General features: G+C 67.3%; 20 protein-coding genes. 13 read left to right on the forward strand and 7 right to left on the reverse strand.

Going from position 1 to position 20,757, the window contains the following annotated elements:
• Positions 1 to 15 precede the first annotated feature (15 nt).
• The 4 genes from QNI11_RS04110 to QNI11_RS04125 all read right to left on the reverse strand — a co-directional run bounded on the left by QNI11_RS04110 (position 16) and on the right by QNI11_RS04125 (position 3,671).
• Complete coding sequence (locus QNI11_RS04110) at positions 16 to 636, reverse strand: DUF805 domain-containing protein (protein ID WP_283982439.1); 621 nt, start codon at positions 634 to 636, stop codon at positions 16 to 18.
• A 177-nt stretch (positions 637 to 813) separates the two neighbouring features.
• Positions 814 to 2,391 carry a gamma-glutamyltransferase gene (ggt, locus tag QNI11_RS04115; RefSeq protein WP_283982440.1) on the reverse strand — a complete coding sequence of 526 codons (1,578 nt, stop codon included), beginning with the start codon at positions 2,389 to 2,391 and terminating at the stop codon, positions 814 to 816.
• Positions 2,392 to 2,859: 468 nt separating this feature from the next.
• A complete protein-coding gene (locus tag QNI11_RS04120; RefSeq protein ID WP_283982441.1) occupies positions 2,860 to 3,318 on the reverse strand; it encodes an ATP-binding protein in 459 nt (152 codons plus the stop codon).
• Between the two features lie 23 nt (positions 3,319 to 3,341).
• A complete protein-coding gene (locus QNI11_RS04125) occupies positions 3,342 to 3,671 on the reverse strand; it encodes an STAS domain-containing protein (RefSeq protein ID WP_283982442.1) in 330 nt (109 codons plus the stop codon).
• Between the two features lie 105 nt (positions 3,672 to 3,776).
• Between QNI11_RS04125 and QNI11_RS04130 the strand changes: the two genes are divergently transcribed.
• From QNI11_RS04130 to QNI11_RS04160, 7 genes are all read left to right on the forward strand, one after another.
• Positions 3,777 to 4,949, forward strand: coding sequence for an acetyl-CoA C-acyltransferase (locus QNI11_RS04130; protein WP_283982443.1), 1,173 nt, complete (start codon positions 3,777 to 3,779; stop codon positions 4,947 to 4,949).
• 179 nt (positions 4,950 to 5,128) lie between these two features.
• Positions 5,129 to 5,695, forward strand: coding sequence for a helix-turn-helix domain-containing protein (locus QNI11_RS04135; protein ID WP_100927723.1), 567 nt, complete (start codon positions 5,129 to 5,131; stop codon positions 5,693 to 5,695).
• A 31-nt stretch (positions 5,696 to 5,726) separates the two neighbouring features.
• Positions 5,727 to 6,095 carry a GFA family protein gene (locus QNI11_RS04140; protein WP_283982444.1) on the forward strand — a complete coding sequence of 123 codons (369 nt, stop codon included), beginning with the start codon at positions 5,727 to 5,729 and terminating at the stop codon, positions 6,093 to 6,095.
• A 3-nt stretch (positions 6,096 to 6,098) separates the two neighbouring features.
• Positions 6,099 to 8,561 carry an FAD-dependent oxidoreductase gene (locus tag QNI11_RS04145; RefSeq protein WP_283982445.1) on the forward strand — a complete coding sequence of 821 codons (2,463 nt, stop codon included), beginning with the start codon at positions 6,099 to 6,101 and terminating at the stop codon, positions 8,559 to 8,561.
• Positions 8,558 to 9,448: a homocysteine S-methyltransferase family protein gene (locus QNI11_RS04150; protein ID WP_283982446.1), complete on the forward strand. Its 891-nt coding sequence runs from the start codon at positions 8,558 to 8,560 to the stop codon at positions 9,446 to 9,448. The genes QNI11_RS04145 and QNI11_RS04150 overlap by 4 nt, the downstream gene beginning before the upstream one ends.
• 91 nt (positions 9,449 to 9,539) lie before the next feature.
• Positions 9,540 to 11,984, forward strand: a complete 2,445-nt coding sequence (locus QNI11_RS04155; RefSeq protein ID WP_283982447.1) for an FAD-dependent oxidoreductase — start codon at positions 9,540 to 9,542, stop codon at positions 11,982 to 11,984.
• A 247-nt stretch (positions 11,985 to 12,231) separates the two neighbouring features.
• Complete coding sequence (locus QNI11_RS04160; protein WP_283982448.1) at positions 12,232 to 12,876, forward strand: RluA family pseudouridine synthase; 645 nt, start codon at positions 12,232 to 12,234, stop codon at positions 12,874 to 12,876.
• 69 nt (positions 12,877 to 12,945) lie between these two features.
• On the opposite strand, the gene QNI11_RS04165 is transcribed toward QNI11_RS04160, so the two are convergent.
• Positions 12,946 to 14,385 (reverse strand): aldehyde dehydrogenase family protein, encoded by a 1,440-nt coding sequence (locus tag QNI11_RS04165; RefSeq protein WP_283982449.1) that lies wholly within the window; start codon positions 14,383 to 14,385, stop codon positions 12,946 to 12,948.
• A 171-nt stretch (positions 14,386 to 14,556) separates the two neighbouring features.
• Between QNI11_RS04165 and QNI11_RS04170 the strand changes: the two genes are divergently transcribed.
• From QNI11_RS04170 to QNI11_RS04180, 3 genes are all read left to right on the forward strand, one after another.
• A complete protein-coding gene (locus tag QNI11_RS04170) occupies positions 14,557 to 15,210 on the forward strand; it encodes a peroxiredoxin (protein WP_100927716.1) in 654 nt (217 codons plus the stop codon).
• A gap of 303 nt (positions 15,211 to 15,513) precedes the next feature.
• A complete protein-coding gene (locus QNI11_RS04175; protein WP_100927715.1) occupies positions 15,514 to 16,554 on the forward strand; it encodes a succinylglutamate desuccinylase/aspartoacylase family protein in 1,041 nt (346 codons plus the stop codon).
• 75 nt (positions 16,555 to 16,629) lie between these two features.
• Positions 16,630 to 17,418, forward strand: coding sequence for an exodeoxyribonuclease III (locus QNI11_RS04180; protein ID WP_283982450.1), 789 nt, complete (start codon positions 16,630 to 16,632; stop codon positions 17,416 to 17,418).
• A 129-nt stretch (positions 17,419 to 17,547) separates the two neighbouring features.
• Here QNI11_RS04180 and QNI11_RS04185 read toward each other — a convergent pair whose 3' ends face one another.
• Positions 17,548 to 17,790, reverse strand: coding sequence for a hypothetical protein (locus QNI11_RS04185; protein WP_283982451.1), 243 nt, complete (start codon positions 17,788 to 17,790; stop codon positions 17,548 to 17,550).
• 166 nt (positions 17,791 to 17,956) lie between these two features.
• Between QNI11_RS04185 and trxA the strand changes: the two genes are divergently transcribed.
• From trxA to QNI11_RS04200, 3 genes are read left to right on the forward strand one after another with little or no spacing between them, the layout of a single operon-like run.
• Entirely contained in the window at positions 17,957 to 18,871 is a 915-nt protein-coding gene (gene trxA, locus QNI11_RS04190) for a thioredoxin (RefSeq protein ID WP_100927712.1), read from the forward strand.
• Positions 18,872 to 18,898: 27 nt separating this feature from the next.
• The gene (locus tag QNI11_RS04195; RefSeq protein WP_100927711.1) at positions 18,899 to 19,537 is read left to right on the forward strand and encodes an LON peptidase substrate-binding domain-containing protein; all 639 of its coding nucleotides are present in this window, start codon (positions 18,899 to 18,901) and stop codon (positions 19,535 to 19,537) included.
• Entirely contained in the window at positions 19,534 to 19,752 is a 219-nt protein-coding gene (locus tag QNI11_RS04200; protein ID WP_100927710.1) for a Trm112 family protein, read from the forward strand. Before QNI11_RS04195 ends, QNI11_RS04200 begins: the two co-directional genes overlap by 4 nt.
• A 16-nt stretch (positions 19,753 to 19,768) precedes the next feature.
• Here the strand turns inward: QNI11_RS04200 and QNI11_RS04205 are convergent, their stop codons facing one another.
• Positions 19,769 to 20,740 carry a threonine/serine dehydratase gene (locus QNI11_RS04205; protein WP_283982452.1) on the reverse strand — a complete coding sequence of 324 codons (972 nt, stop codon included), beginning with the start codon at positions 20,738 to 20,740 and terminating at the stop codon, positions 19,769 to 19,771.
• Positions 20,741 to 20,757: the final 17 nt, after the last annotated feature.

Consider the following 20,757-nt stretch of genomic DNA (forward strand, 5'->3'; position numbering starts at 1 on the left):
TGGGGGGCCGAGAGGTCACTCTGCCGGGACTTCCTTGAGTATGTTGCGGCGGTAGTAGTCGCTGATCTCCGCCTTGCGGGCCTGCCGCATGGCCGGGCTGGGCGCGGAGTCCACCTGCAGGATGACATGGGCGCTGTCCCAGGCGGTCGATTTCTTCGGCCCCTTGGCGTGACGGGCTCTGGCCTTGGGTTGCGGTGCCGGCGCGCTGGACGGAGCCTCGCGCAGTGGACGGTCCGGCCCATCGTGCGGATTGGGCCCGAAGCGGTTCGTGTCGTCAGATGGCTGCAGCATCAGGAAGATGAACCACAGCGGACCGATCAGCGGCACGAAGAGGATGCAGTACCACCAGCCGGAGCGGTCCGTGTCGTGCAGACGCCGGATGCAGAGCGTCAGGCCCGGGACCAAGAGCGCGGTCATCAACAGCCCGTAGAGCTGTATCGCCATCCCCGGTGCGCCGGTGGCCGGATCGAACAGCAGGGCCTTCGGAACCGTGCCCGTCACGACGACCGCGACGAGGGCGGCGGCCTGCAGGACATAGGCCAGCTGGACCCACCAGAACTCCGCCCGGGTGGCACGACCGCCGAAGTCCAGCGCGCGGGTGAAGAAACGGCCGATGGCCGGCAGGGGTCCGATCATGTGGCAAGCTCTCCAACGGGTGACACCCTATTGTTGAGGGTTGTCCGGGGCGAGATTGCGGCGGCGTTGAGATTTCTTGACGGCATTCGAGATCAATTGCCCGAACGGCGGCGCCAGACCGTGGCATCGCCTTGCGGGGCGGAGCGGTGCCCCCCCGGGAGAGGCACCGCGAACGGATCAGTAGCCTATGGCGCAGCCGTCCTTGCGCGGATCGGACGCGCCTTCAAGCACGCCCGACGGGTGGATCAGGATCGCCTGCGCGCCGCCGATCGGGGTGACGGGCGTTTCCACCTTGTGCCCCTTTTCGGCCAGTGCCGCGGCGACCTCGGGCGCATAACCGCGTTCCAACATCAGTTTACCGTTCTCCGCAAAGCTGCGCGGGGCATCGAGCGCGGCCTGCGGGTCCATGCCGTAATCCGTCATGTTGCTCATGACGCGCGCGTGGCCGTTGGGTTGGTACTGGCCGCCCATGACGCCGAAGGGCATGGTCACGCGGCCCTCGTCCCGCACCATGGCCGGGATGATCGTGTGCAGGGGACGCTTGCCGCCGGCCATCTCGTTCACGTGGCCCTCGGCCAGCGAGAAGCCGGCGCCACGGTTCTGGAACAGGATGCCGAACTTCTCGGACGCGATGCCGGAGCCGAAGCTGTGGAAGACCGAGTAGATCAGCGACACGGCCATCCGGTCGCTGTCGACGACGGTCAGGTAGATCGTGTCCTTGTGCACCGCCTCGGAAATCGTCGTGGCCGAGGCCATCGCCCGGTTCGGATCGATCAGCGCGGCCAGCCGTTTCGCCGTCTCCGGAGCCTGAAGATGGGAGAGACCGGTCATCGTGTCGGGATCGGACAGGAAGCGGTTGCGGGCATCGTAGGCGAGCTTTGCGGCCTCTGCCTCCACATGGGCGCGCTCCGCCCCGAAAGGCTCCATCGCGGCGAGATCGAAATGCGACAGGATGTTCAGCATCAGGTGGGCGGTGATGCCCTGGCCGTTGGGCGGATGCTCCAGCAGTTCGCGGCCCTTGTAGTGGCCCGCCAGCGGATCGGCGAAGGTCGTTTGCGCGGCAGCGAAGTCCTCGGCGGTGTGGCGGCCGCCACCGGCGTTGAGCGCGGCGAGCATGTCCTCGGCGACCTCACCCTCGTAGAAGGCGCTGCGGCCATGTTTGGCGATACGGCGCAGGACCTCCGCCTGGCCGGGCAGGGCGAGGATGTCCCCGGTCTGCATCGGCTTGCCGTCCTTCAGGAAGTGGCGGCGGGCGACGCCCTGCAGGTTCTCGTGCGCCTGCTGGTAATCGAAGGCGACGCGTGGCGCGATCGGCACGCCCTCGTCCATGTAGCGGATCGCCGGGGCGAGGCTGTCGGCGAGGCCAAGCCTGCCCCAGCGGTCGGACATGGCGCAGAAGGCGTCGATGGCACCGGGGACGGTGACGGCATACGGGTGGTCGAGCGGCACGGTACCGTGCCCCTCGTCCCGCAGCAGCGCCGCGTTGTGACCGGCAGGCGCGCGACCGGAACCGTTGACGGCAACCACGTCTTCGGTGCCAGCAGGCGAGACGAGCGCAAAGCAGTCGCCCCCGATCCCTGTCATGGCCGGTTCGCACAGGCCGAGGATCACCGCCCCGGCAATGGCGGCGTCCATTGCGTTGCCGCCCCGGCGCAGCACGTCCACGGCAGCCGAAGCCGCCAGCGGATGCGAGGTGGCGCACAGGCCGTTCATGGCGAGGACGGGGGACCGTCCTGGTTTCTGGAAATCGCGCATGCTCTGCCTCCCTGCGTCTTGCGCGCAGGATAGGCAGCCAAGCGGGGGCGTCAATCCATGCGGAAGGGGGAAGTCAGAACCTCGACGCCGCGCACTGGGTGGGGGCTGATAACGCGCGGCGCCGAGGTGAAGCCATATGCAGCTACAAGGCCATGTATGCTGGCGGATCGCGGCGCAAATGTGATCCGGTGTGGGTCATTTCGTGGCCTGAGTTACGCGGTGTGGCGGGGGGCTGAAACGCAGAACACGCCCGCGATGGGGCGTGTTCTGGATGCATAGAACCTCGGTGCCGCGCACTGGGTGGGGGCTGATAACACGCGGCACCGAGGTGAAGCCATATGCAGCTACAAGACCGAAGATGACGTTCCAATCGGGCGCGATTGTGGCTGCCGTAGGGTCATTTCGGGAACGTGACCCTTCAGAGAAGCGTGAAACAGCGGATATGCCATCGGGGCGCGTGGAGCGGCATCACGATGCGCGCGATAGGGGCATTTCCAGCGCGAGGCGGTTGGTGCCTTCGGCGCAGGAGTAGTCGAGGTCGGTCACGAGGGTGCGGATCAGGTGCCAGCCGAATCCACCTTCGGGAAGGTGCGCGGTCGGCACGTCGAGGTTGGCGGCGGGCCCCTGCGGCGGGGCGTTCCCGGGCATCGAAAGGCCGGTGTCGAGGAATTCGGCGTGCAGGGTGTCGCGGTGGAAGGCCAGGTGGAGGCCGATGCTCCCGGCGGAGCCGTTGGCATAGGAATGCTCGACGATGTTGTTGAGCACCTCCGCCACGACAATTTCCCACGATGCGTCGAGGTCGGCTAAAGGTGGGCGCCGTTCGAGATGTGCGCGTACTTCACGAAGGGCCAGAGTGACCGCCTGCGGCGTGTTGCCAAGAACACCGTGGATGACGAAACTCCCGTCATCCCGCAGTTCTGCATTCATCTCTGCCTCCGCGGCACAGCCGGTCAGGCGCTCAGCGCGGTGACGGCAGTTTCATGGATCTGGAAGATCGAATCCATGCGGGTCATGCGAAAGACCTTGTCGACGGCCGGGGACAGACCGGCGAGTTCCAGCTTGGCACCCGGCGGCATCAGCTTCATCGCGGCGACGATGGCGCCAAGCCCGCTCGAATCGATGAAGTCCACCTTTTCGAGGTCGAGCACGACGCGGCCCGACGCCCCCCCGAGGAGTTCGCGCATCCGATCCTTGAAGCTGATCGCGACCGCGGCGTCGATGCGGTCGGCGTCGACCCGGATGATCGTCACGCCCATGTCGGATGTGGTGCTGAGTTCCATGGTTGCCCTTTCCCTGGTGCGGCGCCCACCGCGTCCCTCGGCAACGGACCCTAGACGCGAATCCTTACCATTCGGTATGCATGTCCCAAGATGGGAGGGTTCCACATGCAGGACGTAGTAATCACGGGGGCGTCGCGGACGCCTATGGGCGGGTTCCAGGGGGTCTTTGCCGAACAGGAGGCATGGAAGCTGGGCGGTGCCGCGATCCGCGCCGCGCTGGACGGTCACGCCGACCGGAGCGTGGACGAGGTCCTGATGGGCTGCGTGCTACCTGCGGGACAGGGGCAGGCCCCGGCCCGGCAGGCGGGATTCGCGGCAGGCCTGGGCGACGACGTCCCGGCGACGACGCTGAACAAGATGTGTGGTTCGGGCATGAAGGCGGCGATGCTGGCCTGGGACCGGCTGGCGCTGGGACATGCGGAGTGCATCGTGGCGGGTGGCATGGAGTCGATGACCCTGTCGCCCTACCTGCTGCCGAAGATGCGCGGCGGCGCACGGATCGGCCACGGTCAGGTCGTCGACCACATGTTTCTCGACGGGCTGGAGGACGCCTATGACAAGGGCCGCCTGATGGGGACCTTCGCCGAGGATTGCGCCGAGGCGTTCCAGTTCACCCGCGAGGCGCAGGACCAGTACGCGCTGGCGTCGCTGTCGAACGCGCTGGACGCGGAACGTTCCGACGCCTTCGAGAACGAGATATGCCCGGTGACGTTGCATACCCGCCACGGCGAAGAGATCATCACCCGCGACGAACAGCCCGGCAAGGCGCGCCCCGAGAAGATCCCGATGCTGAAACCCGCTTTCCGCAAGGACGGGACGGTGACGGCGGCGAACTCGTCCTCGATTTCGGACGGGGCGGCGGCGCTGGTCATGACGACGCTGGATTCGGCGGTGCGCCGGGGTGTCCTGCCGCGTGCCCGCATCCTCGGCCATACGAGCCACGCGCAGGCGCCGAAGGACTTCCCGACCGCGCCGATCCCCGCTGCCCGCAAGCTGCTGGACCGGATCGGCTGGAAGAAGAGCGACGTGGACCTCTGGGAGGTCAACGAGGCCTTTGCCGTGGTGCCCATGGCCTTCATGAAGGAGTTGGGCCTGCCGCGCGACGTGGTAAACGTGAACGGCGGGGCCTGCGCACTGGGGCATCCCATCGGCGCCTCGGGGGCGCGGATCATTGTGACCCTGTTGAACGCGCTGGAGAAACGCGGCGCACGGCGCGGTGTCGCGGCGATTTGCATCGGTGGCGGCGAAGGTACCGCCATCGCGATCGAACGTATCTGACAAGGCCTTGACGCGGGGCGGGGCGGCGATGTGCCAGCCCTGCGCTGCGTGGGACCGGTATGGCGGGGCCTCGCGTTGGGGGCAGCGCCCACATCTTTTCCGCATCCTCCCGTGAAAATTTCCCTTGATTTTTCATTCGCTCCCGGCATCATGAAAAAAGACGGGAGAATTTCACGCACATGCAGATGGACGCGCCGCCGGCCACGCTCGGTTCTGACCTTCGGACGCTTCGGCGGACGCGCGGGCTGACGCTGCAACAGCTTGCGGACAAGCTGGGCCGCTCTGTCGGGTGGCTGAGCCAGGTGGAACGCGACCTGTCGGAGCCCTCGATCACCGATCTGCGGCACCTTGCGAAGGCGCTCGACGTCTCTGTCTCCATGCTGGCCCGGCACGAGGCTGCCGCACCGGAGGAGGTCGGGCGGATCGTGCGTCGCGGCACCCGGCGGCCCATCGGATCGCGGGTGTCGGGGCTGGTGGAGGAACTCCTGTCCCCCGACCTCGCCGACGATTTCGAGATGGTGCACTGCCGGTTCGAGCCGCATTCACAGATCGGAGAGACGGTGACCCGCCCGACGCAGGAGGTGGCCTTCCTGCTGTCCGGGCGGCTGGAAATGACCATCGGCGCGGACCGGTTCAGCATCTTCCCGGGCGACAGCTTTCGCATCAGGGGAGAGCCGTTCCGCTGGGAAAATCCGCATGACGAGGCGGCGGTTGCGATCTGGGTGATCGCGCCGCCGGTGTACTGAGCGCGGCAACGGAGAAGAGGGAGCGAAGATCATGATCCAGGGACAATGCCTGTGCGGCGCGGTGCGCTTCCGGACAGAGGCCGAGCCGCAGGGCGCCAGCGCCTGTCATTGCGGCCAGTGCCGCCGGATGTCCGGGCATTTCTGGGCCTCGGCCTATGTGCCGAAGGACGCGCTGACGGTCGAGGGAGAGGTGCGCTGGTTCGACAGCTCCGACAAGGCGCAGCGCGGGTTCTGCCCGGATTGCGGCTCCTTCCTGTTCTGGCAGGCGCATGACGAGGACACGATCAGCTTTGCCCTCGGCGCGCTGGATGCGCCCACGGGTCTGCGGCTGACCAAGCACATCTTCACAGCCGACAAGGGCGACTATTACGACATCGCGGACGGCGTTCCCCAGAGGTGAGACGTGACTGACACTCCGACACAGGATCAGGGGCGCCTGCCGTCACAGGCCCGCGTGGTCACCATTGGCGGCGGTGCCGTGGGGGTGTCCTGCGCCTACCACATCGCGCAGGCGGGTTGGGACGTGGTGCTGCTGGAGAAGAACGAGCTGACCGCCGGGTCGACGTGGCATGCGGCCGGCAACTGCCCGTCGTTCTCCACCAGCTGGGCGGTGATGAACATGCAGCGCTATTCGCTGCAGCTTTACCGGCGGCTTGCGGCCGAGGTCGACTATCCGATGAACTATCACGTCACGGGGTCGATCCGGCTGGGCCATTCCCGCGAGCGCATGATGGAATTCGAGCGCGCGCGCGGCATGGGGCAGTATCAGGGCATGGCGCTGGAAATGCTGCAGGTCTCCGACCTGAAGGGCCGCTATCCCTTCCTCGAAACCCACGATCTGGCGGGCGCGCTTTACGATCCGGACGACGGCGACATCGACCCGGCGCAACTGACACAGGCGCTGGCCAAGGGCGCCCGCATGAAGGGCGCCCGGATCGAGCGGTTCTGCGCCGCGACCGGCGTGCGGCGCGAGGGTGCGGACTGGATCGTCGAGACCGGGAAGGGCGAGATCCGCTGCGAGAAGGTGGTGAACGCCGCGGGCTACTACGCGCAACGGGTCGGCGAGTGGTTCGTGCCCCATGGCGGGCGCACCGTGCCGATGGCGGTGATGAGCCACCAGTACTTCCTGACCGAACCGATCCCGGAGCTCGAGGCCTGGTCAAAGGAGAACGGCAAGCTGCCGCTCCTGCGCGATGTGGATTCCTCTTACTACCTGCGGCAGGAGAAATACGGCCTCAACCTCGGCCCCTACGAGAGGAGCTGCAAGGCGCATTGGGCGACGCCGGACGATCCAATGCCGGAGGATTTCTCCTTCCAGCTTTATCCCGACGATCTCGACCGGCTGGAATGGTATATCGAGGACGCCATGGCGCGGGTGCCGATCCTCGGGCAGGCAGGTGTCGGCCGGGTGATCAACGGCCCGATCCCCTATGCGCCGGACGGCCTGCCGCTGCTCGGCCCGATGCCGGGGGTGCCGAATGCCTACGAAGCCTGCGTCTTCACCTTCGGCATCACGCAGGCGGGCGGCGCGGGCAAGGTGCTGGCGGAATGGGTGACGGAGGGCCGGACGGAGTGGGACATGTGGTCCTGCGATCCGCGCCGCTACACCGGGTACACCGAACCGGACTATTGCCTCGCCAAGGCTATCGAGACCTACGGCCACGAATACGCGATCCATTTTCCCCGGCACCGCTGGCCCGCGGCGCCTGACCGGCGGCTCTCTCCGCTGTACGAGCGCCTGTCGGCGGCGGGTGCGCAGTTTGCGCCCTACAACGGCTGGGAACGTGCGACATGGTTCGCGCATCCCGGCGACGACACCTCGGAGGCTGCCACCGAGACCTGGGAACGGGACGGCCCGTGGCAGACCCGCGTGCGCGAGGAATGCGAGGCGGTGCGCGACGGCTGCGGCGTGCTGGAGATCTGCGGCTTCACCCGGCTGATCGTCAGCGGGCCGGGCGCGCGGGACTGGGTCGACAGCCTGACCGCTTCCCGCCTCCCGGCAGAGAACCGCGTGGGCCTGCTGTATTTCACCGACGACCGAGGGCGCATCCTGACGGAGATGACGGCGCTCAACCACGGACCGGAGCAGGTCGGCCTGATCACCGCTGCCGTGGCGCAATGGCACGACCGCGACCTCCTGTCGAACGGCGCGCCGGAGGGCGTGACGGTCGAGGACTTCTCGGACAAGGTGGACTGCCTTCTGGTCACCGGCCCGAAGGCACGCGAGGTGCTGGACCAGATCTCCGACGCCGACCTGTCGCTGCCGTGGCTCTCGGTCCAGTACGACGCGACGGTCGCGGGCAAGGCCTGCGCGCTCATTCGGGTGTCCTACGCCGGCGAACTGGGGTGGGAGATCCACTGCGACCCGGACGACGCCCCGGCGATCTGGGGGGCGCTGACGGTCGCGGGGGCCAAACCCTTCGGCATGTTCGCGCTCGACAGCCTGCGGATCGAAAAGGGCTACCGGACGTGGAAGGGCGACCTCTCGTCGGACTATACGCTGCTGGAGGCTGGGCTGGACCGTTTCGTGGACCTGTCGAAACCGGGTTTCCGCGGCAAGGCGGCGCTGACCGCCCAGGCGGAGACCGGCGTGCAGAAACGCTTCGCCCCGCTGATCGTGGAGGCGCAGGGCTGCGACGCCCCGGCCATGGCAACCGTCTGGCACAACGGCCAGGTGGTAGGGGAGGTCACCTCCTCCGCCTGGGGTTACCGGGTCGGCGCCTCGGTGGCGCTGGCGATGCTGCGCACCGACCTGACCATCCCGGGCACGGAGGTCGAGGTCGACATCTTCGGCACGCTCTGCAAGGCCACGGTGCGGAGCGATTCACCGCTCTGGGACCCGAAGAACGAAAGGATCAGGGCATGAAGGTCACGCTTCTCGATGGCGGCATGGGGCAGGAACTTGTTCACCGGGCGGGCGACCGCCCCACGCCGCTGTGGTCCACGCAGGTGATGATCGACCGGCCCGGCCTCGTGCAGGAGATCCACGCCGACTACTTCGCGTCAGGCGCCACCGTCGCGACCGCCAACACCTATGCAATCCTGCGCGACCGTCTGGCCCCCGCCGGGATCGAGGACCGCTACGAAGAACTGGTCGAGGCTGCCATGGCAGAGGCGACCAAGGCCCGCGATGCATTCGGCACCGGCAAGGTCGCCGGCAGCACCGCACCTCTGGGCGCCAGCTACCGCACCGACAAGCATCCCGACCTCGACGCCGCGATCCCGCTCTACGCCGAGAAGGCCCGCCTCCTGGCCCCTCACGCCGACCTGATCGTGATCGAGACCGCCGCCTCGCTCCTGACCTGCCGCGCGGCGCTCGCCGGCGCGCTGCAGGCGGGCAAGCCGGTCTGGCTGTCGATCAGCGTCGACGACGAGGACGGCACGCGCCTGCGCTCCGGCGAAAAGGTCGCGGACGTCCTGCCCATCGCGCGCGACGGTGCCGCAGCCCTCCTCGTCAACTGCTCCGCGCCGGAGGCGATGCCCGCCGCGCTCGACATCCTCGCGCGCGGCGACCTGCCCACAGGCGCCTACGCCAACGGCTTCACCCGGATCACCAAGGATTTCCTGAAGGACCGGCCCACCGTCGACAGCCTCGTTGCGCGTCGCGACATGGGGCCGGAGATCTATGCCACCCACGCCATGTCCTGGCTGGACCGCGGCGCCACGATCCTCGGCGGCTGCTGCGAAACCGGCCCCGCCCATATCGCCGAGATCGCCCGCCGCCTGCGCGCCGCCGGGCATGAGATCGTCTGATGTCTTCTCTGCTTTGCAAATACTCACATTCGCGCCCGAAGGGCGCGCGGATCGGCGCGCCGAAGGCGGGCCGAAACCAAAGGATCCGGACATGACTCTCCCCACCCAGGCCCGCGTCGTCATCATCGGCGGCGGGGTCATCGGCTGTTCCGTCGCCTACCACCTCGCGAAACTCGGCTGGACCGATGTCGTCCTTCTGGAGCGCAAGCAGCTTACCTCCGGCACGACATGGCACGCGGCAGGCCTGATCGCGCAGCTCCGCGCCACGGCCAACATGACGCGGCTCGCGAAGTACAGCCAGGAACTCTACGGCACGCTTGAGGAGGAAACCGGCACCGCCACCGGCTTCCGCCGAACAGGCTCTATCACCGTGGCGCTGACCGGCGAACGGCACGAGGAGCTCCGGCGGCAGGCGGCGATGGCCCGGGCCTTCGGGGTCGAGATCGGCGAGATCGACGTGGCCGAGATCGCGGCGAAGTACCCGCATCTCAACACCGCCGGCGTGGTGGGCGGCGTCTACCTGCCAAAGGACGGGCAGGGCGATCCCGCCAACATCGCGCTGGCCATGGCGAAGGGGGCCCGCATGCGCGGCGCTGTGATCGCCGAACGCACGAAGGCGCAGCGCGTCACCCGGCAGTCCGGGCGTGTGAGCGCCGTCGACTGGCAGGCGGAGGACGGCACCTCCGGAACCATATCCTGCGAGCATGTCGTCAATTGCGCCGGCATGTGGGGGTGCGAGGTTGGACGGATGCTGGGCACCGACGTCCCGCTCCAGGCCTGCGAGCATTTCTACATCGTCTCGGAACCCATCGCGGGCCTCGGCGAGCTTCCGGTCCTGCGTGTGCCGGACGAATGCGCCTACTACAAGGAGGACGCGGGCAAGCTGATGCTCGGCGCGTTCGAGCCGAAGGCCAAGCCCTGGGCGGTCAACGGCCTGCCTGCCGATTTCGAGTTCGACCAGCTGCCCGAGGACTTCGACCATTTCGAGCCGATCCTCGAACGGGCGGTCCACCGGATGCCGGTGCTGGGGCAGGCGGGCATCCACACCTTCTTCAACGGGCCGGAGAGCTTCACGCCGGACAACGCCTATTACATGGGGCTCTGCCCGGGGACGGAGAATGTCTGGGTCGCGGCGGGCTTCAACTCCATCGGCATCCAGTCGGCGGGGGGCGCGGGGATGGCGCTCGCGCAATGGATGGTGGATGGCGCGAAGCCTTTCGATCTGGGCGACGTGGACATCGCCCGCGCGCAGGGGTTCCAGGCCAATCCGGCATACCTCGCCGCGCGGGTGTCGGAGACGCTGGGCCTGCTCTACGCCGACCACTTCCCCTACCGCCAGAAGGCCACCGCGCGCGGCATCCGCCGTTCGCCGCTGCACGACCGGCTGGAGGCCCGCGGCGCGGTCTTCGGAGAACTGTCCGGCTGGGAGCGCGCCAACTGGTACGCAGACCCCGGACAGGCGCGGGAGTACGCCTATTCCTGGGGTCGCCAGAACTGGTTCGAGAACCAGCGTGCCGAACACATGGCCTTGCGCGAGGGCGTCGGCCTCTACGACATGTCCTCCTTCGGCAAGCTGCGGGTGGAGGGGCGCGACGCGGCGGCTTTCCTGAACCACGTCTGTGGCGCGGATATCGACGTGCCCGCAGGCAGGATCGTCTACACGCAGTTCCTGAATGCCCGCGGCGGGATCGAGGCGGATGTGACCGTGACCCGCCTGTCGGAAACCGCATTCCTCGTGGTCACGCCCGCGGCCACGCGGCACGCGGACGAAACCTGGCTGCGTCGCCACCTTGGCGATCGCAATGCCGTCATCACCGACGTCACGGCCGGAGAGGCGGTCATGGCGGTCATGGGACCGCGCGCCCGCGCCGTGCTCGAAGGCTGTTCGGACGGTGACTTTACCAACGCGACGAACCCTTTCGGCACGGCGCAGCAGGTGCACATCGGCATGGGGGAGGCGCGCGTGCACCGGGTGTCCTACGTCGGCGAACTGGGTTGGGAGGTCTATGCCTCCGCCGACATGGCCGTGCATGTCTTCGACGCGCTGATGGCGGCAGGGGAGCCGGAGGGCCTGCGCCTCTGCGGTCTGCATGCGATGGATTCCTGCCGGGCAGAGAAGGCGTTCCGCCACTTCGGCCACGACATCACCTGCGAGGACCATGTGCTGGAGGCGGGGCTGGGCTTTGCCGTGAAAACCGACAAGCCGGACTTCATCGGACGTGACGCGGTTCTGGCCAAACGCGAGGCCGGGCTGGACCGGTGCCTTTTGCAGTTCCTGCTGACCGATCCGGAACCGCTCCTGTATCACAACGAACCGATCCTGAGAGACGGGGAAATCGTCGGACACCTGTCCTCCGGTGCCTATGGCCATGCGTTGGGCGGTGCGGTCGGTCTCGGCTATGTGCCCTGCTCGGGCGAAAGCGCCGATGTGCTGCTGTCCTCCGCCTACGAGATCGACGTTGCTGGGGTGCGCGTGCCGGCAAAGGCCTCATTGAAACCGATGTACGATCCGAAGGGCGCAAGGACCCGGGCCTGACACAAACGCCTTTCCGCACGCGCCTGCAATGCGTTGGCGGGGCTGTCATGCAAAGGGCCTTGTCGGCCTCGGCATCCTTTGGTTGTGTGCGGGCACAGGGACCCGGCCACGGTTTTGGACCTGAGCCCGCATTAGGTATTTTTGCCAAGATGAAGGGGCGGCTACGCGCCTGTCATTCCGGCGGGCTCTGTGAAGGCAGGGGGTGGGCCCCTTGCCGGGGCAGGGGCATTCTGGCAGAGGCTGGAGCATGAGCGATTATTCTCCGCCGTCCGGCGACATCGTGGTGCTGCATGAAGACAGCGATCTGCTGGTGGTGGACAAGCCCGCGGGCCTGCTGTCGGTGCCCGGAAAGGGCGAGGACCTGGCAGATTGCCTTCTGAGCCGGCTCGAGGCTGCCTTTCCCACGGTGCGTCTGGTCCACCGGCTGGACCGCGACACCTCCGGCGTGATGGTCTTTGGACTGACGGCCCATGCGCAGCGGCACCTCGGCGCGCAGTTCGAGGCCCGGAAGACGAAGAAGACCTACGTGGCGCTTGTCGCCGGGCGGCTTGAACCAAAGAGCGGTGAGGTCGACCTGCCGCTGATCGTCGACTGGCCGAACCGCCCGCGCCAGATGGTCTGCCACGAGACGGGAAAGCCCGCGTTGACCGGCTGGAAGGTGATGAAGGCGTCGGACGCGGAAAGCCGGGTGCGCCTGTTCCCGCACACCGGGCGCAGTCACCAGCTTCGGGTGCACATGCTGGCGCTCGGGCACCCGATCCTTGGCGACGAGCTTTATGCGCCCGAGACGGCGGCACAGTATCCGCGCATGATGCTGCATGCGGAGGAGCTGCGGCTGAGCCATCCCGAGAGCGGCAAGGGCATGACCTTCCGCCAGCCCGCGCCGTTCTAGGCGGCGGGCGGCGGACGTGCAAAGGGGCCCGGCGGGGCCCCTTCGGTGGTTCAGTTCAGGAAGCGCCGGTTACTCGGCAGCCCAGCCGGACACGGCCTTGACCTCGACGAAATCGTGGATGCCCCAGCTGCCGCCCTCGCGGCCGTTGCCCGATGCCTTCATGCCGCCGAAGGGCGCGCCCGGGCCGCGCGACTTGCCGTTCATTTCCACCATGCCGGAGCGCAGTTGCCGCGACAGGCGGTGGCGGCGCTCCGCGTCCTCGGACTGTACGTAGTTGGTCAGGCCGTAGGGGGTGTCGTTGGCGATGCGAACGGCCTCTTCCTCGGTGTCGAATTTCATGATCGAGAGCACTGGGCCGAAGATCTCCTCGCGCGCGATGGTCATGTCGTTGGTCACGTCGGCAAAGACCGTCGGGCGCACGTAGAAGCCCTTGTTCAGGCCGTCCGGACGCCCGGTGCCGCCGGTCACGAGCCGCGCACCTTCGTCGATGCCCTTCTGGATCAGGTCCTGGATCTTCTCCCACTGGGTCTTGTTGACCACGGGACCGATGTGGCGGCCTTCCTGGGAGGCGGGTCCGACCGTCACCTTGGCGGCGGTGGCGGCGGCTTCCTCGACAGCGGCGTCGTAACGCGAGGACTCCACCAGCATCCGCGAGGGCGCGTTGCAGGACTGGCCGGAGTTGTTCATCATGTGCAGCACGCCGCGCTTCACGGCCTTTTCATCCGCGTCGGCGAAGACGAGGTTGGCGCCCTTGCCCCCCAGTTCGAGGTGCACGCGCTTCAGCGAATCGGCTGCGGCCTTGGAGATCAGGATGCCCGCGCGGGTCGAGCCGGTGAAGCTGACCATGTCGACATCGGCATGCGACGACAGTTGCGAGCCCACGCCAGCGCCATCGCCGTTCACCAGGTTGAAGACGCCCTTGGGCAGGTCCGCGGCGTCCATGATCTCGGCAAAGACCATGGCGTCGATCGGGCTTTCCTCCGACGGCTTCAGGACCATGGTGTTGCCCGCCACCAGCGCCGCGCCGACCTTGAGCGTGACCTGGTTCATCGGCCAGTTCCATGGCGTGATCAGCGCGCAGACGCCCACCGCCTCGTGCAGGATGCGGGTGTCGGGATGATCCGGGCTCAGCGGCTTTTCCCATTCGAACGCCTTGGCGGCGTTGATGAAGTTCTTCAGGTGATTGATGCCGGCGCCGACCTGCGACGACCGGGCGAGGTCGAGCGGTGCGCCCATCTCCATCGACATGGCCTGCGCCAGGTCCTCGGCGCGTTCCTTGTAGGCGGCGTAGACCCGCTCAAGCGCAGCGATGCGCTCTTCGGGCGGGGTGGCCATCCAGCCCGGCAACGCGGCCTTCGCGGCGGCGACGGCGGCATCGGTGTCGGCCTGACCGCCCAGCGAGATCACCGCGCAGGGCTCTTCGGTCGAGGGGTCGATCACCTCGTGGTCGCGACCGTCCAGCGGGTCGACCCAGGCACCGTTGATATAGAATTGACGACGTTCGATCATTTGCCTGACCCTCCCAAGTCCGATGCTTTCCCGACCGCACGGTCGGATAACGGCGACACTCTGTCACCGAGGGAAGGTGGGCGCAAGGGAGGGGTTTACAAGGGCAGTCTGGAACGTATCTAAGTTGCGCAACCCTGAACCCGAGACAGTCGGAAAGAAAGGACCCCTGCCATGGCACTTCGCATCAACGACGAGATTCCGAACCTCCACGTCGTCACCGATATGGGTGAATACGACCTGCATGACTGGATCGGCGACAGCTGGGCGATCCTGTTCTCGCACCCCAAGGATTTCACCCCGGTCTGCACCACCGAGTTCGGTGCCGTTGCGCAACTGGCGGACGAATGGGCCAAGCGCGGCACCAAGGTGATGGGCATTTCCGTCGACGGCGTCGAGGAGCACAAGAAGTGGAAAGGCGACATCGAGAAGACCGCGGGCGCAACCGCCGGTTTCCCGATCATCGCCGATGACGGACTGGAAGTGGCCAAGGCGCTCGACATGCTGCCCGCCGACGCCTACCTGCCGGACGGCCGTACCCCGGCGGACAGCGCCACCGTGCGCTCGGTCTTCATCATCGCGCCGAACAAGAAGGTGCAGCTGATGATGACCTACCCGATGTCGGTCGGCCGCAACTTCGCCGAGGTGCTGCGCGCCCTCGACGGTCTGCAGCGCACCTACAACCAGCCGCTGGCAACCCCCGCCAACTGGGAAACCGGCCAGGACGTGATCGTGGCCCTGTCGCTGGACAACGAGGCGGCGGCGGCGAAGTACGGCGAACTGGACATCAAGCTGCCGTACCTGCGCTACGCCAAGAACCCGTCCTGATACGGGATCAAGCCGGTCCGCGGTAGGACCGTGGTCCTGACGTCTTTGCGCCCCCGCATGCACGTGCGGGGGCGTTTTCGTTTATTTGCGTCGTGAACGGGCGAAAGCCTGAGGGGGTACTCCGCCAACGGCGTCCTGCGGGCTGGGCCGAGGTTGCAATCACACAAGTGGACAGTCAGCGGGTCGGTCTGCACGGTTAAGGGCAATCGTCCTCGGTGGCAGGCTTCGGTGCGGGCATCCATGCTGGCCTCGCCTTGAAGTTTCCCGAAAAACCGTTCCCTATGAAGGGGAAAGGGGAAAGACATGCGTGATCCGTTCCAGCTTGGCAGCGAAATCGTGCGTCCGGGAGAGCGCCGGACCGTGGACCTTCCGGTCTCTGTCCTGTCGGATCATACGCCGGTCACGCTGTCGGCCCATGTCATCCATGGCCGCAAGCCCGGGCCGGTGATCTTCGTCTCGGCGGCGGTGCATGGCGACGAGGTGATCGGGGTGGAGATCGTGCGCCGCCTGTTGCGGGCCGGGCCGGTGGCGCGCCTGTCAGGCACGCTGATCGCCGTGCCGATCGTCAACTCCTTCGGCTTCCTCAACCAGTCGCGTTACCTTCCGGACCGGCGCGACCTGAACCGGGTCTTTCCGGGCCACAGCGAAGGGTCGCTTGCTGCGCGGCTGGCGGAACTGTTCATGACCCAGATCGTGCGGCGCTGCGACGTGGGAATCGACCTTCATTCCGCCGCCGTGGGGCGCGAGAACTTTCCCCAGATCCGCCTGACGCCGGGCAGCGCGCGGCTGCGGCAACTGGGCGATGCCTTTGCCGCGCCGGTGACGATGATCTCCAAGGTGCGCGACGGCTCGCTGCGGCTGGAGGCGGGCGCGGCGGGCGTCGACGTGCTGCTCTACGAGGCGGGCGAGGGGTTGCGGTTCGATGAGTTCGCCGCCCGGGCCGGTGTCGCGGGCATCCTGCGGGTGATGGAGACGCTCGGGATGATCTCAGGCCGTGGCGTGCCGAAGGCGCGGGGCCTGTCGGTCTTCTGCGAGCGGTCTTCCTGGGTCAGGGCGCCGTCTGGCGGTCTGTTGCGGACCCTGAAGGGCAGCGGCGAATACGTCGAAAAGGGCGCGGTGCTGGGGATCGTCACCGACCCCTTCGGCGAACGCGAGGCCGAGGTCCGGGCCGATACGCCGGGCATCGTCATTGGGCGCACCAACCTGCCCGTGGTCAACGAAGGCGACGCCCTGTTCCACATCGCCCAGCCCGCGCTTCGCAAACACGCAGAGGCCGCGGCGGATGGCGGTTTCGACTCCCACCTCGAGGCGCCGGCGCTGTTCGACGAGGACGAAATCATCTGAACGTCGGGCCTGCGGGAGGTTGCGCAGCACGCGGTGGCTTGCGATACCGCCGGGGCAGCAGACGAGGACCGCCCGATGAGCTTTACCCTTGCAACGTGGAACATCAATTCCGTGCGCCTCCGGAAGGCGCTGGTGTCGAAACTGATGCATGAGGAGGCGCCGGACGTCCTCTGCCTGCAGGAATGCAAGGCGCCGGTGGAGAAGATCCCGCACGATGTCTTTGCCGAACTGGGCTATCGGTACATGGTCGGGCGCGGGCAGAAGGGCTACAACGGCGTCGCCATCCTGTCGCGGCTGCCGCTGGAGGATGTGGGCGACAAGGACTTTGCCACCCTCGGCCATGCCCGCCACGTGGCGGCGCGGCTGGAGAACGGCGTGACGATCCACAACTTCTATGTCCCCGCGGGCGGAGACGAACCGGACCGCGAAAAGAACATCAAGTTCGGGCAGAAGCTGGATTACCTGACCGAGATGCGCGACTGGTTCCATGCCGAACGGCCCGAGAAAGCGATCCTCGTGGGCGACCTGAACATCGCCCCGCGCGAGGATGACGTCTGGGATCACAAGAACCTGCTGAAGATCGTCTCGCACACGCCGGTCGAGGTGGAGCACCTCGGCGCCGCTCAGGATGCCGGCGGCTGGGTGGACATTACCCGCAAGGACATCCCGGACGGGCGGCTCTATTCTTGGTGGTCCTACCGGGCGAAGGACTGGGACGCGGCGGACAAGGGCCGTCGGCTGGACCACATCTGGGCGACGCCCGACATCGCAAACGCCGGTCATTCGAGCCGGATCCTGCGCGCGGCCCGTGGCTGGGAACAGCCGTCCGACCACGCCCCGGTCTTCGCGACCTTCGATCTGTGAGGAGAGGTGGGGTGTAACCCCACCCTACGATGGGGCGGTCGCCCTCACATGGGGCGGCAATGACCGTTTGTCCGGCCGGCCGTAGCGGATAAGCGAAGCTGGCCGTGACGATCCGCCCGGCCCACCGTTTCAGTGATCGCGTAATGCGGTTCCGTCCGCAGGCGCGGTCCATTGCTTTGGCAGGCTGCGCGAGACGACCTCCTCATCCTCCATCGCCATGCGTGGGGCGAGGGTCGCGAAGAGGATCAGGGACACCACCAGCGAGGCGAAAGCCGTGAGGCGGCCGGTGAAGGGCCTGAACGGGGCGACCAAGGCGATGGCCGAGAAGGCGATCGCGAGGCCGATGAGCATGACGGGAATGTCCGATGGCACGGTACGTCCTCCTCCTGGCAACGCCGCATGCGGCCATGTCTATGCAGGTGTGGTTAACAAACGGATAAGGGCCTCCGGGGCACCTGCGGCGTGCCGCGCTCTTGCAACCTGTGGCCGCGTGATCCATCTAGCTGTCTGACGCATTCGAACCCGGAGGGGAGAGACGATGGAGCTGAATCTGCAGCCGCAGGGCCAGACGGCAGGCGATCTGGTCAAGGACATCACCGAGGCGGAGTTCATGGCAGAGGTTGTCGATGCCTCCATGACGACGCCGATCATCGTCGATTTCTGGGCGCCGTGGTGCGGCCCGTGCAAACAGCTCGGGCCCGCGCTCGAGAAGGTCGTGACCGCTGCCAAGGGCGCGGTGAAGATGGTCAAGGTCAACGTCGACCAGGCGCAGATGATCGCTGGTCAGCTGCGCATCCAGTCGATCCCCACGGTCTATGCCTTCTGGCAGGGACAGCCGGTCGACGGCTTCCAGGGCGCATTGCCGGAGTCCGAACTCAAGGCGTTCGTCGAACGCGTGGTGCAGGCGGCGGGTGGCGATGCCTCCGGCGGGCTGGACGACGCGCTGGCCGCCGCCGAGGAGATGCTGGAGCAGGGCGCCCCGGCGGATGCGGTGGAAGTCTTTGCCGCCGTTCTGGAAGAGGATCCGATGAACGCCAAGGCCTATGGCGGCATGGTGCGCGCGCATCTGGCGGCGGGCGATCTCGACACGGCAGAGGCGGTCCTGAACGGCGCACCGGTGGAGATCTCCAAGGCCCCCGAGCTTGAGGCCGCCCATGCGCAGATCGAGCTGGCGAAGCAGGCCGCGCAGGCCGGGCCGGTGGCCGAACTGACCGCACAGGTGGAGGCGGAGCCCGACAACCTGCAGGCGCGCTTCGACCTCGCCAAGGCGAAATACGCGCATGGCGATTCCGAAGGCGCCGTGGCCGAACTGCTGGAGGTTTTCCGGCGTGACCGCGAGTGGAACGACGGCGCGGCGAAGGCGCAACTCTTCACCATCTTCGAGGCGCTGAAGCCCAACGATCCCGTGGTGCTCAACGGCCGCCGCAAATTGAGCTCGATGATATTTGCCTGACCGGTCGTGCGGTCTAGGTAGCCGGGTATGACACGCATAGGCGATCTCCCGGACATCATTGCAGTCTTTCCCCTTCCCGGGGCACTTCTGCTGCCCCGTGCGCGGCTGCCGCTGCACATCTTCGAGCCGCGCTATCTGCACATGCTCGACGACAGCCTGAAGACGGACACGCGCCTGATCGGCATGGTGCAGCCGATGGCTGCGCCGGGGCGTGAGGAGGGGCTGCACAGGATCGGTTGCGCGGGCCGCGTGACCCAGTTCTCGGAGACGGAGGACGGGCGATACATGATCACCCTGTCCGGGATCTCCCGGTTCCGGGTGCAGGAGGAGCTGGAAGGCTTTCACCCTTACCGGCGCTGCCGTGTCAGCTGGGACGGCTTCGACCGCGACAAGGCGGGACCGGAGGCCGACCGCAGCTTTGACCGGGCGTCGTTCCTCGACCTCCTGGACCGGTATTTCACGGCGCGGGATCTGTCGGTGGACTGGCAGACCCTCCAGGAGGCCGAGGACGAGCTTCTGGTCAACTCGCTGTCGATGCTTCTGGACTTCGGCCCGGAGGACAAGCAAGCGCTCCTTGAGGCGCCGTCGCTGTCGACCCGGCGCGAGACGCTGGTGACGCTGATCGAATATGCCCTCAGGGGCGGTGAAGAGGATGTCCTGCAATGACTGCTGATGTGAATGACGGCGGGCAAGACGCGGCCGAGGCGGTGGCCTTCGACCGCAGGATGCTGGAAGCGCTGGTCTGCCCGGTGTCCCAGTCGGTGCTGAGCTACGACGCCGACCGGCAGGAACTGGTGAGCGAGCCCGCCGGTCTGGCCTATCCGATCCGCGACGGGATCCCCGTGATGCTGGTGGACGAGGCGCGCCGCCTCGATCCGTGAGGGCTGCGGCCCGCGGTCAGGCGTAGCTGAGCGCCCGGGCAAACACGTCCGTATCCACGTTGCCGCCGGACACGGTGCAGATCACGCTGTCCGATTCCAGTTCATTGCCGTGGAAGAGCGCGGCGGCAAGCGCCACGGCGCCACCGGGCTCCGCCACGATACGGAGGTGACGGAAGGCCATGGCCATGGCGCGCAGCGCCTCTTCGTCCGACACCACGACACCGGGCCCGCACAGTCGGCTCACGATAGGGAAGGTGATCTCTCCCGGTTGCGGCGTGAGGATGGCATCGCACAGCCCACCCGCCTCGACCGCGTTGCGTTCCCGCGTGCCCGAGCGGAGGGAACGGGCGGTGTCGTCGTAGCCCTCTGGCTCCGCAGGGCGGACGCGGAAACCGGGCGCGCGGGCTTCGAGTGCCAGCGCGATCCCCGCCGTCAGCCCGCCACCGCCGCAGCAGGTCAGCACCTCCGCATCGGTTATGCCAAGGTCTGCCGCCTGTTCGGCGATCTCCAGCCCGCAGGTGCCTTGCCCGGCGATGACCTCCGGTTCGTCGTAGGGGCGGATCAGGGTGAGGCCGCGCGATGAGGCGATCTCTGCGCCGATCTCCTCGCGGGAGGCCCCGCCGGCCCGGTCGTAAAGGATGACCTCCGCCCCGTAGGAGCGCGTGCCCTCGATCTTGGCGGAGGGCGCGTCGGCGGGCATGAGGATGACTGCGGTGGTGTCGAGCAGCCGCGCGGCATAGGCCACGCCCTGTGCGTGGTTGCCGGAGGAAAAGGCAATGACTCCCCGGGCGCGCAGGTCGGGCGAGAGCGCGCTGAGCGCCGCATAACCGCCGCGGAACTTGAAGCTGCCGGTCTTCTGCAGGCACTCGGGTTTCACGTAGACCGCCCGGCCGGCCAGCGCGTCGAGCGCCGGGGAAGACAGGAGCGGCGTCCGGCGGACAATGCCGTCAAGGCGCTTTGCGGCGGCCTCTATCATCTGGATGTTCATGGATATCTCCGGAGGGA

It is taken from the genome of Sagittula sp. MA-2 (assembly GCF_030126985.1).
In the GTDB taxonomy this organism is placed as follows: domain Bacteria; phylum Pseudomonadota; class Alphaproteobacteria; order Rhodobacterales; family Rhodobacteraceae; genus Sagittula.